The sequence below is a fragment of the Sphingomonas sp. Leaf407 genome (assembly GCF_001425385.1).
Lineage (GTDB): Bacteria > Pseudomonadota > Alphaproteobacteria > Sphingomonadales > Sphingomonadaceae > Sphingomonas.
On the sequence record NZ_LMQO01000001.1, the window covers coordinates 927,376 to 944,159 of the forward strand.

Here is a 16,784-nt window from a genome sequence, read left to right on the forward strand (position 1 = left end):
ATCAGCGGCCCGTCGGGGCCGGACGGGTGCCGGCGGCAGGTGCCGGGGCGGCCGGGGCGGCCTGTGCCGGCGCGGTCACGCTGACGCTCGGCAGCGCGGCGTTGAGCGCGGTCAGCACCGCATCAGTGATCTCGACGGCGGGCGCATTGTAGAAGGTGCTGCCCTTCGACACGGCGAGAGTCGCGCCACGCTGCTGCGCGACGGTCTGGATCACCTGCACCAGCCGCTGGCCGATCTGCTGCTGCACATATTGCGCGTTGCGCTGAAGCTGCTGCTCCTGCGGCTGAAGCTGTTGCTGGATCTGCTGCTGCTTCTGCTGGAAGGTACGGATGCGACCCTGCAGCGCGGCGTCCGGGTTGCCGTTGGCGGCCTGCACGGCGGTACGCAGCGCGGCTTCCTCGGTCTGGAGCGGGCCGACCGCGTTACGCGCCTGGGTTTCGAGCTGGGTCTGCTGCGCCTGCAACTGCGTGTTGGCGGCGCGGCAGGCGGTGCAGTCGCGCAGGATGCGGTCCGAATCGACGACCGCGATCTTGGCATCGGGCAGCGCCTGCGCGAATGCCGGGGCGGCGGCGGTGAGGGCGAGAGCGGCGACCGCCGCGTGGGTGAGCGTACGCATCAGAATTGGGTTCCTACGTTGAAGGTGATGAGTTTCTTGTCGTCGCCGGGCTGGCTGAGCAGCGCCTTTGCCACGTCGATGCGCAGCGGCCCGAACGGCGAATTCCAGTTCACGCCGATGCCGACCGACAGGCGCGGACGCGCCGAATCGCCGAGGAAGCGTTCGAGGAACGGCGTGGTGGTCGATGTGGCGATCGTGTTCGTCTCGCCGCCGACGCAGGTGCCGCCGACCGTCGAGGAGAAGCCGGTGACGCACGTCGTCTGACGGAACGCCGTCGAACCGGTCGCGTCGGTGAACTGGTTGTTGTAGATCTGCAGGCCATCGGTCGTCTTGCTGAGCGTCGTCGACGGCAGCAGCGAGGGCGACCCGTCGGCGTTGGTGCGCAGCGATCCGTCGGCGTTGGTCGCCTGCTGGAATGCGATGGTCGGCAGCGGGCGGGTCACGCCGAACAGCGCGCCGGCCTGAATGAAGATCGACGGCCTGAGGCCCAGCTCGGCGATGCCCGACCCCAGCGGCGGTTCGAGTTCGATCTTGCCGAGATAATAGCCCTTGCCGCCCAGCGGATCGTCGATGACCTGCTGGCGATCGGTGACGAGCGTCTGGTCGCCGCCGGCGACCGACCCGGTATATTGCAGCCGCTGGACACGCGGACCGACGCCGCGAATGTCGAAACCACGAAACTGCGGTTCGCCGAGGTAGAAACGGTCGACGATCCGGACCGCGTCGATCCCCTCGCCCGAACTCTTCTGCAACGCATGGATATAGCCGCCCTCGACCCCCGCCGAGAGGATGAAGCCACCCACGTTCCAGTATTTGTCGAAGTCGCCGCGCACGCGGGCATAGCGCACATCGCCGCCGAGCCCCGCGAAATCGAGCCCCGTCACCAGCCGCTGGCCGCGCGATGGGCGGATGCGGTTGTTGAGGTTGTCGAAGATCAGGTTGAGGCCTACCATGCTGGTCAGCCGGTTACCGATCGCCTCGCACAGATAGCGCCCGGCCTTGGTCGGATCGCACTCGCCGTTGGTGTAGAAGGTGTTCTCGTCCAGCCCGACATTGTCCTGGCTGAGCTGATACCGGCCCGACAGCGTCCAGAATTCGGTCAGCGGCACGCTCGCCACGATCTGCCCGCCGGTCGAGGTGTTGGTATAGGTCGTGTTGCGGTCCGACCCAAGATAGTTGAACGAGTTGAAGTCGCGCCGGAACAGCGTACCGCCGAGCGCGATGTTCTTGTCGAACAGATAGGGTTCGGTAAAGCCCAGCTCGACCGACTTCTGGTAGGTCGAATAATTGACGCTGGCCTGAAGATCCTGCCCCTTGCCGCGGAAGTTGCGCTGGCGGATCGACGCCTGGATGATGAAGCGTTCGAGGCTGGAGAAACCGGCCGACAGCGTCAGTTCGCCGGTCGATTTCTCTTCCACGTTCGCCGCCAGCACGATGCGGTCGGGCGCCGAGCCTTCCTTGCGCTCGATCTCGAACTTGTCCTGGAAATAGCCGAGCGAGTTAATCCGGTCCTGCGACCGCTTGATGAGGAAGGCGTTGAACGCATCGCCCTCGGCCACGCGGAACTCGCGGCGGATGACACGGTCCTGCGTCTGCGTGTTGCCGGTGATGTCGATCTTCTCGACATAGGTCCGGTTCGCTTCGGCGAGGAAGAACTCGATGCCCATGACGTGGTTTTCACGATCGGGCTTGAACTCGGGCCGCACGTCGGTGAACGCATAGCCGAACAGGCCGGCATATTCGCTCAACTGGTCGACGGTGTCCTCGACCTGCTTGGCGTTGTACCAGTCGCCCTTCTTCATCGGCAGCGTCTTGGTCAGCGTCGCATTGTCGAAATCGCGGATCGCGCTCTCGACGCTCACGTCGCCGAATTTATAGCGCTGCCCTTCCTCCACCACATAGGTGATGATGAAGTCTTCCTTGTCCGGCGTCAGTTCGGCCACCGCCGAAATGACGCGGAAGTCGGCATAGCCGTTGGTCAGGTAGAACTGGCGCAGCTTCTGCTGGTCATAGGCCAGCCGGTCCTGGTCATAGCTGGTGTTCGAGCTGAAGATGCGCCACGGCCGCGACTCCTTGGTCGCCATCTCGCTGCGCAGCGCGCTGTCGCCGAACACCTCGTTGCCGAGGATGTTGATCTGGCGGACCTTGGACTTGGCCCCTTCCGAAATCTCGAAGATCACGTCGACGCGGTTCTGGTCGAGCATGACCATTTTCGGCTGCACGTTGGCGGCGAAGCGGCCCTGCCGGCGATACAGCTCGACGATCCGGGCGACGTCGGCGCGGACGGCGGTGCGCGTGAAGATCTGCCGCGGGGCGAGCTTGATCTCCTTGGTGATCTTGTCGTCCTTCAGCCGCTTGTTGCCTTCCAGCACCACGCGGTTGATGATCGGATTCTCGCGCACCCGGACGATGACGTCGCCGGTTTCGGCACCTTCGATCGCGACGTCAGCCAGCAGGTCGGACGCATACAGGTCCTTGATCGCCTGATCGAGCGTCTCGGCGGTATAGGCCGCGCCGACGCGCAGCTTGGTGTACGACAGCACCGTGTCGGGCTCGATCCGCTGCGAACCCTCGACGCGGAGCGACCGGATGGTGCGGACCGGCGCGGGGGCGACTGCCGGAGCGGCCGGTGCGGGCGCGGCGACCGGCGGGGCCGGCACCGGCTGGCGCGCCTGGGCGAACGCCGCGGTGCTCGACAGCATCGTGCCGGCCAGCAGCGCGATACCGCCCGCGCCATGAATAGAAAACTTGCTTGCGCTCACCAAACCCACCCCAACCGGAGGAACTTTCCTACAGGACGCATCGCGCCCTGCCCTATGCGGGTCAACCGATCAAGCCGGCCAACCCACGCCACACGCCGAACGCCCCCAGATCGTTCATCGTCACGAACACCATCAATGCCAGCAGCAGCGCCAATCCGCCGCGAAACGCCCATTCCATCGTTTGCGGGCGCACCGGGCCACGCTTCACGCCCTCGATCGCATAGAACATCAAATGTCCGCCATCCAGCATCGGAACTGGCAACAGGTTGATGAATCCCAGATTAATCGACACGAAGGCGATGAAGGTAATCAGCGCTGGCAGCCCCAGCGACAATTGCTCGCCCGATGCCTTGGCGATGCGCAGCGGCCCGCCCATCTCGCTCGCCGGAATCCTGCCGGTCACGATCCGTACCAGCCCGTCGACGGTGCTGCGCAGGATGTTGCCGGTCATCACCACGCCTTCGACCGGTGCCTGCCACAAGGGCACTGGCGCGAAGACCGGTTGTGGCGGCCCGATTCCCAATCGACCGATGCGGTGGATATTGCCGAACCGGTCGCGTTCGGTGACGGCGCCGATCGTCGCGTCGGTGCTGCGCGCGATGCCGCCACGTTCATAGTCGATCCGCACCGGCTCGTTCGCGCGGATCAGCGTGAAGAGCAGCATGTCGCGATAGGTATCGACCGACCGACCGCCGAGCGCGGTGACGGTATCGCCCGGCAACAATCCGGCGCGCTCGGCCGGGCTGCCGGCGACGATCGATCCGACCTGCGCCGGGGTCCGGTCGATACCGTAGGTCGCGGCGAGGCCACCGAGGATCGCCACCGCCAGCACGAAATTGATCGCAGGGCCAGCGGCGACGATGATCGCGCGCTGCCACAGCGGCTTGGCCTGAAACGTGCGCGCCCGCTCCTTCGCGGGCAATTGCAGCCACGCCGCATCGGGCTGCGACGCCGGGTTCATGTCGCCGGCGAAGCGGACATAACCGCCAAGCGGCAGCCAGCCGAACTTCCACCGCGTGCCTCGCTTGTCGGTGAACCCGGCGACCTCATGACCGAAGCCGATCGAGAACGCCTCCACGCCGACGCCGAACCAGCGCCCGGCGAGATAATGGCCAAGCTCATGCACGAAGACGAGCGGACCCAGCACCAGCAGGAACGCGAGGACCGTCATCAGCATGCCCGGAGAGTCGATCAAGCCGCGTAATCCTTTACCCGCTCCCGCGCCAGCGCACGCGCCTCGGCATCGATCGCGAACACCGCATCGAGCGTCGACGGACCCGGCGGGTCGAAGCGGTCAAGGACATCGCCGACGATTGCGGCAATTTCGAGGAAGCCGATCCGCCGGTCGAGAAACGCGGCGACCGCGATTTCATTGGCGGCGTTGAGGATCGCCGGCCGCCCGCCACCCGCCGCCAGCGCGGCCCGCGCCAGCGCCAGCGCCGGAAACCGTTCCATGTCGGGCGCTTCGAAATCCAGCCGGCCGATCGTCGCCAGATCGAGCGGGGTGCAGGGCGTCACCATCCGGTCGGGCCATGCCAGCGCGTGTGCGATCGGCACGCGCATGTCGGGCGATCCGAGCTGCGCCAGCGTCGACCCGTCGACATAATCGACCATCGAATGGATCACCGACTGGCGGTGGACCAGCACGTCGAGCTGCTCGACCGACACCGGGAAGAGGTGGAACGCCTCGACCAGTTCCAGCCCCTTGTTCATCATCGTTGCCGAATCGACCGAGATCTTGGCGCCCATCGACCAGTTGGGATGCGCCACCGCCTGTTCGGGGGTGATGCCGCGCATCTCCGCCAGCGATCGTTCGCGAAACGGGCCGCCGCTGGCGGTCAGGACGATGCGGCGGATCCGCTCGGGCGGACAATCGTCGAGGCACTGGAAGATCGCGTTATGCTCGCTGTCGACCGGCAACAGCTTCGTGCCGGCCTGACGCGCCGCCGCCATCATGACCTCGCCCGCCGATACCAGCGCTTCCTTGTTGGCCAGCGCCACCGCGCCGCCGCGTGCCAGCGCGGCCATCACCGGCTCCAGCCCGGCGGTGCCGACGATCGCCGCCATCGTCCAGTCGACCGGCCGTGCCGCCGCTTCCGCCACGGCACGCGCCCCGCCCGCCGTCTCGATCCCGCTGCCTGCCAACGCATCGCGCAAGGCGGGCAGGCAGCCCTCGTCACCGACCACCGCCAGTCGCGCCCCGACCCGCCGTGCGGCGGCGGCCAGCTTCGCCACGTCGCGGTGCGCGGTCAGCGCCTCGATGGCATAGTCGTCCGGGTTGCGTTCGATCAGGTCGAGCGTGGAGGTGCCGACCGATCCGGTCGCACCCAAAATGGTAACGCGCTTCATGCCAACCGACCTGCCAACAACACCATCAACGCCGCGGCCGGCGCCACCGGGACCAGCCCGTCGAGCCGGTCCATCACCCCGCCATGCCCCGGCAGGACGTTGCCCGAATCCTTGACCCCGGCCTTCCGCTTGAGCTGGCTTTCATACAGGTCGCCCATCTGCGCCAGCACCGCCAGCAGCGGCGTGGCCACCACCAGATGGAACGGCAGGCCGACCTCATAGAGCACGCTCGCGAACGCGCTGGCCGCGATCACCCCGCCGATCAGGCCCGCCCATGTCTTGTTCGGGCTGATCGTCGGCGCAAGCTTCGGTCCGCCGATCGACCGCCCGGCGAAATAGGCACCGATGTCGCATGCCCACACCAGCGCCATCGCCCAGAACGCCAGCAACAGCCCGTCGGGCCGGTCGCGCAGCAGCACGATCGCGAGCGCGGGCAATCCGCAATAGACGATGCCGCGCGCCAGACCGGGCTGGCGCGTGACGATGACGATGAAGAACGCCGCACCGGCGATCAGCCCCAGCGTGAGGAACCCCGCCCCCGCCGCCAGCGGCGACAGGATCGCCAGCGGCACCATCAACGCATATTGCGCCAGCCGCTTGTGCTGGCGCGACACGCGGTACAGGTCGGCCCATTCCGCCATCATGAACAGGCTGCCGATCGCGACCAGCAGCCAGAAGGCGAATTGCCCGAACCACAATGCCAGCGCGGCGACGCCGATCATGCCGATACTCGCCACCGTACGGACGGCAAGGTCCGACTTGCGGCGTTTGACAGGGTCCTGTTCGCTCACAGGCCCCCGAAGCGCCGCTGCCGCTGACCATAGGCGGCGATGGCATCGGCAAGCGCCTCGCCATCGAAATCGGGCCACAGCGTATCGACGAACAGCAGTTCGGAATAGGCCGCCTGCCACAGCAGGAAGTTCGACAGCCGCTGTTCGCCCGAGGTGCGGATCATCAGGTCGAGCGGCGGCAGGTCGTGCGTGTCGAGTTCGCGCTCGATCGCCGCTTCGTCGATCGCGCCGACCGGCATCCCCGCCGCGACTTTTTCCGCCAGTCGCCGCGCGGCGGCGGCGAGTTCGGCCTGCGCGCCGTAGTTGAGCGCGATGGCAAGGATCGGGCCGGTGTTCTCGGCGGTCCGTGCGACCGCGTCGTCGATCAGTTCGACCAGATCGCCCTTCAGCGCACGGTAGTTGCCGAGGATGCGCAGCCGCACCCCCTCGCGCACCAATTCGGCGAGTTCGTTGCGCAGGAAGTGGCGCAGCAACCCCATCAGGTCGCCGATCTCTTCCTCCGGGCGACGCCAGTTCTCCGAGGAGAAGGCGTAGAGGGTCAGCGCCTCGATCCCCTGCTCGCGCGCGGCGCGGGTGATGCGGCGGACCGCCTCCACCCCCTGGCGATGGCCGGCGATGCGCGGCAGTCGCCGGGCCTTCGCCCAGCGGCCGTTGCCGTCCATGATGATCGCGACGTGGCGGGGAACGGGCAGGCCCGGCTCCGGGCGCTGGACCGAGGAAGCCGAGGCGCGCGCGGCGAACGGCGTCACTTGCCGAGGATTTCCTTTTCCTTCGCGCTCGCCGCCGCATCGAGGTCGGCGATGGTCGCGTCGGTCATCTTCTGCACTTCGGTCTCCAAGCGCTTGCGCTCGTCTTCCGAATAGACGCCCTTCTTCTCGTCGGTCTTCAGGCTTTCCATGCCATCGCGGCGCACGTTGCGCACCGCGATCCGCGCGGATTCGGCATATTTGCCGGCAAGCTTGGCCAGTTCCTTGCGCCGGTCCTCGGTCAGATCGGGGATCGGCAGGCGCAGCGTCTGTCCGTCGACGATAGGGTTGAGGCCGAGACCGGCTGAGCGGATCGCCTTGTCGGCCGGGCCGACGTTAGACTTGTCCCACACCTGCACCGACAACATGCGCGGCTCGGGCACCGAGACGGTGGCGATGGTGTTGAGCGGCATGTGCGAGCCATAGACCTCGACCGTCACCGGATCGAGCAGCGACACCGAGGCGCGACCGGTGCGCAGGCCGCCCAGATCGCCCTTCAGCGATTCGACGGCACCGGCCATGCGGCGCTCCAGATCGGCCTTGTTATAGGCGGCCATAACGATCTTCCTTATCTATCAAGCGTTGTTCTGAACGATCGTCGACGTGCCATCGCCCGCCAAGACGGCGGCAAGGTTGCCCTCGTCACGGATGTTGAAAACGACGATCGGAATATTGTTATCGCGGCACAACGCGACCGCCGATGCGTCCATGACCTTCAGGTCGTCGGCCAGCACCTGGCCGAAGCCGAGCGTGTCGTAGCGGGTCGCGGTCGGCACCTTCTTGGGATCGGCATCGTACACGCCGTCGACGCTGGTACCCTTGAACAGCGCTTCGCAGCCCATTTCGGCGGCGCGCAGCGCGGCGGTGGTGTCGGTGGTGAAGAACGGACTGCCGGTGCCGGCGGCGAAGATCACGACGCGGCCCTTTTCCATATGCCGCACCGCACGACGGCGGATGTACGGCTCGCACACCGACGCCATCGGGATCGCGGACTGCACGCGGGTCTCGACGCCGATCTGTTCGAGCGCGTTCTGCATGGCGAGCGCGTTCATCACGGTCGCCAGCATGCCCATGTAATCGGCGCTGGCGCGCTCGAAGCCCTGCGCCGCGCCCGCGACACCGCGGAAGATGTTGCCGCCGCCGACGACGATGCAGACCTCGTGCCCCTCGCTGCGGGCCGCCTGAATCTCGCGCGCGACACGGTCGCACATCGCCGGATCGATGCCGAACTGTTGCGATCCCATCAGGACTTCGCCCGACAATTTCAGGAGGATGCGATTGAAACGGGGACGGGTCATGGAACCTGCAAGATGATCTGTCGGGAGCGCGGCGGACCCTAGACGGGGCCGCCCACAAAGCCAAGCGACGTTATGCCGATGCGAAACGGGCCGCAGGGACGGTCTGTCCCCACGGCCCGCGACGCGCACGAAAAGCCCGGACCTTATTTGGTCAGGCCGGCCGTCGCGGCGACTTCGGCGGCGAAGTCGCTCTCTTCCTTCTCGATGCCTTCGCCGAGCTGGAAGCGGACATAGTCCTTGAGCACGATCGTCGTGCCGGCGTCCTTGGCGGCGCTGGCGACCACGTCGGCGACCGGCGTCTTGCCGTCCATGACGAACGCCTGCGTCAGCAGCGCGTTCTCTTTCTTGAACTTCTCGATCGGGCCGTTGAGAATCTTCTCGGCGACCTCGGCCGACTTGCCGACGATCTTTTCGGCGTTCTTCTCGCGCAGGATCGCGGCTTCGCGTTCCACGACCTCGGGGTCGAGCGCCTCGACCGACAGCGCCAGCGGGAAGGCGGCGGCGATATGCATCGCGATCTGCTTGCCGAGCGGTTCGAGCACGTCGACGCCCGCATCCGATTCGAGTGCGACGAGCACGCCGATCTTGCCGAGGCCCGGGGCGGCGGCGTTGTGGACGTACGGGATCACCGCGCCCTGCGACACTTCGACCGCCTTCGCGCGGCGCAGCACCTGGTTCTCACCGATCGTCGAGATGCTCGCGACCAGCGCGTCCTCGACGGTGCCGCCGTTCGGCATCGGCTGCGCCTTCAGCGCTTCAATATCGTCGCCCGATTCGAGCGCGATCGCGACGACGCTGCGCACGAAGCCCTGGAACTGCTCGTTCTTGGCGACGAAATCGGTCTGGCTGTTCACTTCGACCGCGACACCCTTGGTGCCGGCAACGGCGAGGCCGACGAGACCTTCAGCGGCGGTGCGGCTCGACTTCTTGGCGACGGCGGCGAGGCCCTTGGTACGCAGCCAGTCGACGGCGGCTTCCATGTCACCGTTGTTCTCGGACAGCGCCTTCTTGCAGTCCATCATGCCGGCGCCCGAGCGCTCACGCAGTTCCTTGACGGCGGCGGCGGTAACTTCTGCCATGGCTTGGCTCCTAGGAATATCAGGTGTTGAATATAGTTGCGGGCGAGGCAGTGCGTGTCCCGCCCTGCCCCGCCCGCACGTCAGTTCCGTGACAGGTCAGGCGTCGATCTGACGCTCGCCCTCACCCGCGGTTTCCGGGGTGGTCGCGGCGGCCGGATGTTCCGGCTCGGCGGTCAGCGCCTCTTCCGCCGGCGGTTCGTCCATCGCACCGAGGTCACGGCCCGAATGCGCCATCGCCTGCTGGCCGCCACGGGTCGCGGCGATCGCGATCGCTTCGCAATACAGGCGGATCGCACGGCTTGCGTCGTCGTTCGCGGGAACCGGGAAGGCGATGCCGTCCGGCGACACATTCGAATCGAGGATCGCGACGACCGGGATACCGAGCGTGTTGGCTTCCTTGATCGCCAGCTCTTCCTTGTTCGCGTCGATCACGAACATGATGTCGGGAATGCCGCCCAGATCACGGATGCCGCCGAGCGACATCTCGAGCTTGTCCTTCTCGCGCGTCAGGTTCAGCACTTCCTTCTTGGTCAGGCCGTGCGTGTCGCCCGAGAGCTGCTCTTCGAGCGCCTTGAGACGCTTGATCGAGTTGCTGATCGTCTTCCAGTTGGTGAGCATGCCGCCCAGCCAGCGGTGGTTGACGAAATGCTGGCCCGACTTGCGCGCGGACTCGGCGATCGGCTCCTGAGCCTGACGCTTGGTGCCGACGAACAGGACCTTGCCGCCCGACGCCACGGTCGACGACACGAATTCCAGTGCGCGCGCGAACAGCGGCACGGTCTGCGACAGGTCGAGGATGTGAACGCCGTTGCGGTCGCCGAAGATATACGGCTTCATCTTCGGGTTCCAGCGGTGGGTCTGGTGGCCGAAGTGCGCGCCCGATTCGAGCAGGGCCTGCATGGTGACGACAGGTGCCGCCATAGGATAATTCCTTCCGGTTGATCCTCTGGGAAGCAGGAACCCTTGATTGGACCGAAGGTCCGGGCACCGGTATGTGCGCTTCCCATGTGGGGTTGAGGGGAGCGCCCTTAGCGCACGCTGCCGTACCGATCAAGTCTTGACCGATGGAACGATATGAGAACATAAAGCGATCGGAAGCGGATTGCGGAACCCGGGCAGAACCCGGTGGTTCAATCCGCCGCGGGTATGATCGTCAGCCCGCAACTCGGGGAGTTACGAGATGGCCCTGTTTGCCTCGCTGGTTTTCGCCATCGCCTTCTTTATCGCCATTGGCGCGATCGTCGGCACGATCCTTCCCGTTCGCGGGCGCATCATCGATCTGCTGCGTCAGGGATCGGGGCAGACGATGGTCGACCCGCTTCCCTCGGTACGGCTGACCTCACGGCGCGGCGTTATCCGCCAGCGCGCGGTTACGCCTGCGGCAATGCGGCTTCGCGCTGCCGCCTGACCTTGGCGAAGCTGCGGATGCTCAGGGGGATCGTCGCCAGATAGGCGACGCACACCAGCGTCAACGTCTGCCATGGCGCCGATACCAGTGCTGCCGCGACGACGACGACCAGACCGATCGCCTCGAACCGGATGTTCCGGCGCAGTTTCAGCGACGACCAACTATAGGTCGCCACGCTGGACACCATCAGGAACGCGATCAGCGCGATCCATGGCGCGACGATCCACGGCGAACGGAACAGTTCCTCGCCACTCCAGATCCAGACATAGAGCGGCAGCATCGCCAGACCCGCGCCCGCCGGTGCCGGAATGCCGGTCAGGAACCCCGCCGACTTGTGCGGCTGGTCCGCGATGTCGATCCGCGCGTTGAACCGGGCGAGTCGCAGCGCGGTGAAGACCGCATAGACGAGGCAGACGATCCAGCCGATGCGGGGTTCGGCCAGCAACGCCCATAAATAGATGATGAGCGCCGGCGACACCCCGAACGAAATCGCGTCGGACAGCGAATCGAGCTCGGCACCGAAGCGGCTCTCGCCGCGCACCATTCGTGCCACCCGCCCATCGATCCCGTCGAGGACGCCGGCCAGTAGCACCATCAGGACGGCGCGCTCCCAGTCCTGCCCGATCGCGAAGCGGATGCCGGTCAGGCCGGAACACAGCGCGAGTGCGGTGACGGCATTGGGCGCGATCGCGCGCAGCGGGATACCCCGGCCGGGAAGCGGTGGTCGCATGGTTATTGCGCGATACCGATCGCGGCGGCGATGCCGGGCCGTCCGAGCACGGTTTCCCCGGCGACGCTGCGCTGGCCGAGCGCCACCTGCGGCTCGATCCCATCGGGCAGATAGACGTCGACCCGGCTGCCGAAGCGGATCAGGCCGATCCGCTGACCCGCCGCGACGATGTCTCCGGGCTTCACGAAACCCACGATCCGCCGGGCGACGAGGCCCGCGATCTGGGTGAAGCCGACCCGCTGGCCGTTCAGCCCCTCGACCACGATATGCTGGCGTTCATTCTCGTCGCTCGCCTTGTCGAGATCGGCGTTGAGGAACTTGCCCGAGATATAGACGACCTGCCGGATCGTGCCGGCGATCGGGGTGCGGTTGATATGGACGTCGAACACCGACATGAAGATCGACACGCGCATTAGCGGCGCATCGCCAAGGCCATTGGCCCCGCGCAGCTCGGGCGGTAGTTCGACCCGCTGGATCATGGTGACGAGGCCGTCGGCCGGGGCGACGATCAGTCCCTCACCCTGCGGGGTGGTGCGAACGGGATCGCGGAAGAATGATGCGACCCACAGCGTCACGAGGCCCATCGGCCATGCCAGCGTTTCCCACGCCATGGCGGCGAAGAAGGCGGTGATGCCGGCGGCGATGAGGACGTATTTGTACCCTTCGGGATGAACCGAGGGCCAGCGCCACTTGACGGTCGTGGTGCCGACCGCGGGCTTTTCGAGCGATGCCATGAACCGTGGTGTACCCAAGGCAAGCCGTGCTGACAACCGCCGCATGGCGCGATGCGGTTGATCGAAGCCGATCCAGTCCGTAAGGCCCGTCCAACTCCAACGAAATCGAGAGAGCTATATGGCGAAGATCAAGGTCAAAACCCCCGTCGTCGAGATCGACGGCGACGAGATGACCCGCATCATCTGGGCATGGATTCGCGAACGCCTGATCCAGCCCTATCTCGAGATCGACCTCGACTATTATGATCTCGGCATCGAGAAGCGCGACGAGACCGACGACAAGATCACTGTCGACAGCGCCAAGGCGATCCAGAAGTATGGCGTGGGCGTGAAGTGCGCCACCATCACCCCCGACGAGCAGCGCGTCGAGGAATTCGGCCTGAAGAAGATGTGGCGTTCGCCCAACGGGACGATCCGCAACATCCTCGGCGGCGTGGTGTTCCGCGAGCCGATCGTGATCTCGAACGTGCCGCGCCTGATCCCCGGCTGGACCAAGCCGATCGTTGTCGGCCGTCATGCGTTCGGCGACCAGTATAAGGCGACCGATTTCAAGGTGCCCGGTGCCGGCAAGCTGACCATGAAGTGGGAAGGCACCGACGGACAGGTCATCGAGGAGGAAGTGTTCGACTTCCCCGCCGCCGGCGTCGCCATGGGCATGTACAATCTCGACGAATCGATCCGCGACTTCGCGCGTGCGTCGATGAACTATGGCCTCGGTCGCGGCTGGCCGGTGTATCTGTCGACCAAGAACACGATCCTCAAGGCCTATGACGGCCGCTTCAAGGACATTTTCGAGGAAGTGTTCGCCGCCGAGTTCAAGGACAAGTTCCAGACTGCCGGCATCGAATATCAGCACCGCCTGATCGACGACATGGTCGCATCGGCGCTCAAGTGGCATGGCGAGTTCGTCTGGGCCTGCAAGAACTATGACGGCGACGTGCAGTCGGATCAGGTCGCGCAGGGCTTCGGTTCGCTCGGCCTCATGACTTCGGTGCTGATGTCGCCGGACGGCAAGACGATCGAGGCCGAAGCGGCGCACGGCACCGTCACCCGCCATTATCGCCAGCACCAGCAGGGCAAGGCGACGTCGACCAACCCGATCGCGTCGATCTTCGCATGGACCGGCGGCCTGAAGTATCGCGGCAAGTTCGACGACACGCCCGAAGTGACGAAGTTCGCCGAGACGCTGGAGCGGGTCTGCATCGAGACGGTCGAGGCCGGCCACATGACCAAGGATCTCGCGATCCTGATCGGGCCGAACCAGCCGTGGATGACGACCGAGCAGTTCTTCGAGCAGGTTCGCCTGAACCTCGAAGCGGCGATGGGGTCGCAGGGCTGATCCCCGCGCTTTAATCGTGAAAGAGCGGCGTCCACTCCGACAGGGTGGGCGCCGTTCCTGCGTTTGGGCGGTTGCCGCGGCCGTGCCGCATCCGCAACAATGCGCCCATGCCGCTTCCGATCGATTCGACGCCGTTCAGCGATTCGCTGGTCATCCTGGGGGCCGCCGGCCTCGTCATCCCCGCTTTCGCGCGGTTCCGAGTCAATCCGGTCATCGGGTTCATTCTGGTCGGCGTACTGGTCGGGCCGTTCGGGCTGGGCGCGTTGGTGCAGCGGCTGCCGTGGCTGTATCACGTCACCATCACCGATCGCCATTCGATCGAGCCGTTCGCCGAGTTCGGCATCATATTGTTGTTGTTCTCCATCGGCCTAGAGCTTTCGTTCAAGCGGCTGTTCGCGATGCGGCGGCTGGTGTTCGGGCTGGGCGCGGCCGAGCTGATCGGGTCGGGGCTGCTGATCGGCATCGCGCTGATGCTGCTGGGTCAGGGGACCGCCGGGGCGATCGGCCTCGGCCTTGCGCTCGCCTTGTCGTCGACCGCGCTGGTGCTGCCGATGGCGGGGACGACCGGGCCGGTCGGGCGGACCGCCTTCGCAATGCTGTTGTTCGAGGATCTGGCGCTGGTGCCGATCATCTTCGCCTTGGGCGCGCTGGCCCCCACCGCGAGCGAGGATGGCTGGACCAACCTTGCCACGACCGCGATGTGGGGCGGTTTGAGCGTCGTCGGCCTGTATGTGGCGGGGCGGCTGGTGCTGCCCAAGCTGTTCGCGCAGGCGGCGCGGACCAAGAGTCCCGAGCTGTTCCTTTCCGCCAGCCTGCTGGTGGTGATCGTCGCCAGTCTGGTGACGACCGCCGCCGGGCTGTCGCCGATCGTCGGCGCGCTGCTCGCCGGCCTGCTGATCGCCGAGACCGAATATCACAGCGAGGTCGAGGTCATCACCGCGCCGTTCAAGGGACTGGCGCTGGGCGTGTTCCTCATCACCATCGGCATGAGCCTCGACATCGCGACGATCATCGACAATTGGGGATCGCTGCTCGGCGCGATCGCCGGGGTGGTGGTGGTCAAGGCGCTGGTGACGAGCGGGCTGTTGTGGCTGAACGGCGTGCGGCCGGGCACCGCGACCGAAACCGGGCTGCTGATGGCCAGCCCGTCGGAAACCACGCTGATCGTGCTGGCGGCGGCGACACAGGCGCAGCTCATCCTGCCCTCGACCGCCGCCTTCTGGCAGACCGTCACGGCGATCGGCCTGACGATCACCCCGCTGCTGGCGATGATCGGCAAGCGCGCGTCGCGGCGGATCGAGACGCGCACCGGTGGCGAGGAGCCCCCTGCCCCGGAAACTGCCGGATCGGGCGTGGTCATCATCGGCTTCGGCCGGGTCGGACGGCTGGTGGCCGAGATGCTCAAGACCCACGGCAAGCCGTATATCGCGGTCGATTCGGACATCGACAATGTCGCGCAGGCGCGGGCCGAGGGGCATCCGATCCTGTTCGGCGACGTGTCGCGATCCGAGTTGGTCGACCGGCTCGATCTGGGGCGGGCGACCGCGCTGGTGCTGACGATGGACGATCCGGTGCTGACCGTGCGGCTGACGCGGCGGGTGCGCGGATGGGTGCCGGGGCTGACGATCCTCGCCCGCGCGCGCGACGCGGCGCATGCGGCGGAACTCTACGCCGCCGGGGTCAGCGACGCGGTGCCCGAGACGCTCGAATCGTCGCTGCAACTGTCGGAGGCGGTGCTGGTCGATCTGGGCGTGGCGATGGGGCCGGTGATCGCCTCGATCCACGAAAAGCGCGACGAACTGCGCCAGTCGATCCGCGCGCAGGCCAGTCTGGAGCGCGAACCGCGGATTCGGCGGTTGCGGCGGGTTGGGGAAAGCTAAGGATACCCTGTGCTGACGGTCCAAAGTTTACAAAGTTTACACTAGCGGCACGATTTGGGGCGAAATTGGGGCAGATTTCGCGGCTGCCATATTCGACGGTGGGAAAGAGCGGATCATACGATAGCCGCGCTGGCGAATGTAGGACAGCAGGTGCCCGAGCACCCCTCGGCCACCGTTTGGCGCTCCGCATCGATCGATCCGGCGGCGGCGTCGGTCAGAAGGGATCGTGCGTCTGTTCGCCGGGCGGCGCCCGCAACGTCACAGGAAGCGCTGGAATCCCCTGCACTTCGGCGCGGCTTTTGATGTCGATATGCGGTTCCAGAACCCAGACGTCGCCTGCTCCCCACAGCAGGAAGCCGAAGCTGATGTGGGTGGCTTCTTAGGGAACGGGGCCGACGATGACATCCGCCTGACGCCAGCCGAACGTTCCGCCGAGCGGGGCCTGATTGGTGTCGCCGCCCGTCACCCGCGCACCGGACGCGCCGATCGCCGCCCAGAAACGGATGAGCTTCGTGTCCCGCGCGGCGACGAGGGTCGAGAAATGCACGTAGCGGCCGCGCATGTCCTTCGTCGTTTTGACGATCCGGCGGAGTTGCCCCCAGCCATCGGGCTTGCGCTTCGCCGCACCGATGCACATCAGCCCGCCGTCCTCGGGCACCCGGAAAACATATTGGCCGAGCCCTGTGCCCGCACGCTGCCAGTCAGGCCCGGAGATCTGTTCCCGGTCTTCCCGGAGACGCAGGATACCGTTGCGATCGGGCACGATCACGCGCTGGGAGGTTCTTGCGGTGGTTACCCGGATCAGATCGGCCGGGTCGCCGGATCGCTTCACGCAGCGGGGCGGCGCCTTGGGCGACGCACCGTTCCCGGCTGGCCGTCGTCCCACGACGACGATGTCGAGCGGCTGGGTTGCGGTGTCGGCCTGCGGGGCGGCGGCGGGTGGGGGTCCGCCGGACGGCTGTCGATCGGCGGACTGGTGCGCGAATGCAGCGATGGCGGGAAAGCACAGAACGGCACAGACGTGACGAAACCGGACCATATGACATTCTCCC

16 protein-coding genes are annotated in these 16,784 nt (G+C 66.3%); 3 read left to right on the forward strand and 13 right to left on the reverse strand.

The window, feature by feature from the left end:
- Position 1 precedes the first annotated feature (1 nt).
- The 10 genes from ASG37_RS04180 to rpsB all read right to left on the reverse strand — a co-directional run bounded on the left by ASG37_RS04180 (position 2) and on the right by rpsB (position 10,562).
- The gene (locus ASG37_RS04180) at positions 2-616 is read right to left on the reverse strand and encodes an OmpH family outer membrane protein (protein WP_055756323.1); all 615 of its coding nucleotides are present in this window, start codon (positions 614-616) and stop codon (positions 2-4) included.
- Complete coding sequence (gene bamA, locus ASG37_RS04185) at positions 616-3,378, reverse strand: outer membrane protein assembly factor BamA (RefSeq protein ID WP_055757296.1); 2,763 nt, start codon at positions 3,376-3,378, stop codon at positions 616-618. Before bamA ends, ASG37_RS04180 begins: the two co-directional genes overlap by 1 nt.
- 61 nt (positions 3,379-3,439) lie before the next feature.
- Positions 3,440-4,573 carry a M50 family metallopeptidase gene (locus ASG37_RS04190; RefSeq protein ID WP_200909778.1) on the reverse strand — a complete coding sequence of 378 codons (1,134 nt, stop codon included), beginning with the start codon at positions 4,571-4,573 and terminating at the stop codon, positions 3,440-3,442.
- Positions 4,570-5,727, reverse strand: coding sequence for a 1-deoxy-D-xylulose-5-phosphate reductoisomerase (locus ASG37_RS04195; protein ID WP_055756325.1), 1,158 nt, complete (start codon positions 5,725-5,727; stop codon positions 4,570-4,572). Before ASG37_RS04195 ends, ASG37_RS04190 begins: the two co-directional genes overlap by 4 nt.
- Positions 5,724-6,464 (reverse strand): phosphatidate cytidylyltransferase, encoded by a 741-nt coding sequence (locus tag ASG37_RS04200; RefSeq protein ID WP_268795742.1) that lies wholly within the window; start codon positions 6,462-6,464, stop codon positions 5,724-5,726. The genes ASG37_RS04195 and ASG37_RS04200 overlap by 4 nt, the downstream gene beginning before the upstream one ends.
- 50 nt (positions 6,465-6,514) lie before the next feature.
- The gene (locus ASG37_RS04205) at positions 6,515-7,267 is read right to left on the reverse strand and encodes an isoprenyl transferase (protein ID WP_082448330.1); all 753 of its coding nucleotides are present in this window, start codon (positions 7,265-7,267) and stop codon (positions 6,515-6,517) included.
- A complete protein-coding gene (frr, locus tag ASG37_RS04210; RefSeq protein ID WP_055756349.1) occupies positions 7,264-7,821 on the reverse strand; it encodes a ribosome recycling factor in 558 nt (185 codons plus the stop codon). Before frr ends, ASG37_RS04205 begins: the two co-directional genes overlap by 4 nt.
- An 18-nt stretch (positions 7,822-7,839) precedes the next feature.
- Positions 7,840-8,562, reverse strand: a complete 723-nt coding sequence (gene pyrH / locus ASG37_RS04215; RefSeq protein WP_055756351.1) for a UMP kinase — start codon at positions 8,560-8,562, stop codon at positions 7,840-7,842.
- Positions 8,563-8,705: 143 nt separating this feature from the next.
- Positions 8,706-9,641: a translation elongation factor Ts gene (gene tsf / locus ASG37_RS04220; protein ID WP_055756353.1), complete on the reverse strand. Its 936-nt coding sequence runs from the start codon at positions 9,639-9,641 to the stop codon at positions 8,706-8,708.
- A gap of 96 nt (positions 9,642-9,737) precedes the next feature.
- The gene (gene rpsB / locus ASG37_RS04225; protein WP_055756355.1) at positions 9,738-10,562 is read right to left on the reverse strand and encodes a 30S ribosomal protein S2; all 825 of its coding nucleotides are present in this window, start codon (positions 10,560-10,562) and stop codon (positions 9,738-9,740) included.
- 259 nt (positions 10,563-10,821) lie between these two features.
- On the opposite strand from rpsB, the gene ASG37_RS04230 reads away from it, so the two are divergent.
- Positions 10,822-11,049 carry a hypothetical protein gene (locus tag ASG37_RS04230; protein ID WP_055756358.1) on the forward strand — a complete coding sequence of 76 codons (228 nt, stop codon included), beginning with the start codon at positions 10,822-10,824 and terminating at the stop codon, positions 11,047-11,049.
- Here ASG37_RS04230 and ASG37_RS04235 read toward each other — a convergent pair.
- Complete coding sequence (locus ASG37_RS04235) at positions 11,012-11,779, reverse strand: CDP-alcohol phosphatidyltransferase family protein (RefSeq protein WP_055756360.1); 768 nt, start codon at positions 11,777-11,779, stop codon at positions 11,012-11,014. The genes ASG37_RS04230 and ASG37_RS04235 overlap by 38 nt on opposite strands.
- A 2-nt stretch (positions 11,780-11,781) precedes the next feature.
- Positions 11,782-12,513, reverse strand: coding sequence for a phosphatidylserine decarboxylase (locus ASG37_RS04240; RefSeq protein WP_055756362.1), 732 nt, complete (start codon positions 12,511-12,513; stop codon positions 11,782-11,784).
- A 118-nt stretch (positions 12,514-12,631) separates the two neighbouring features.
- On the opposite strand from ASG37_RS04240, the gene ASG37_RS04245 reads away from it, so the two are divergent.
- Together ASG37_RS04245 and ASG37_RS04250 are read left to right on the forward strand one after the other, a co-directional pair.
- Positions 12,632-13,852, forward strand: a complete 1,221-nt coding sequence (locus tag ASG37_RS04245) for an NADP-dependent isocitrate dehydrogenase (RefSeq protein WP_055756363.1) — start codon at positions 12,632-12,634, stop codon at positions 13,850-13,852.
- Between the two features lie 107 nt (positions 13,853-13,959).
- The gene (locus ASG37_RS04250) at positions 13,960-15,732 is read left to right on the forward strand and encodes a cation:proton antiporter (protein ID WP_055757299.1); all 1,773 of its coding nucleotides are present in this window, start codon (positions 13,960-13,962) and stop codon (positions 15,730-15,732) included.
- 379 nt (positions 15,733-16,111) lie between these two features.
- Here ASG37_RS04250 and ASG37_RS17575 read toward each other — a convergent pair whose 3' ends face one another.
- Positions 16,112-16,771, reverse strand: a complete 660-nt coding sequence (locus ASG37_RS17575) for a hypothetical protein (RefSeq protein ID WP_156349157.1) — start codon at positions 16,769-16,771, stop codon at positions 16,112-16,114.
- Positions 16,772-16,784: the final 13 nt, after the last annotated feature.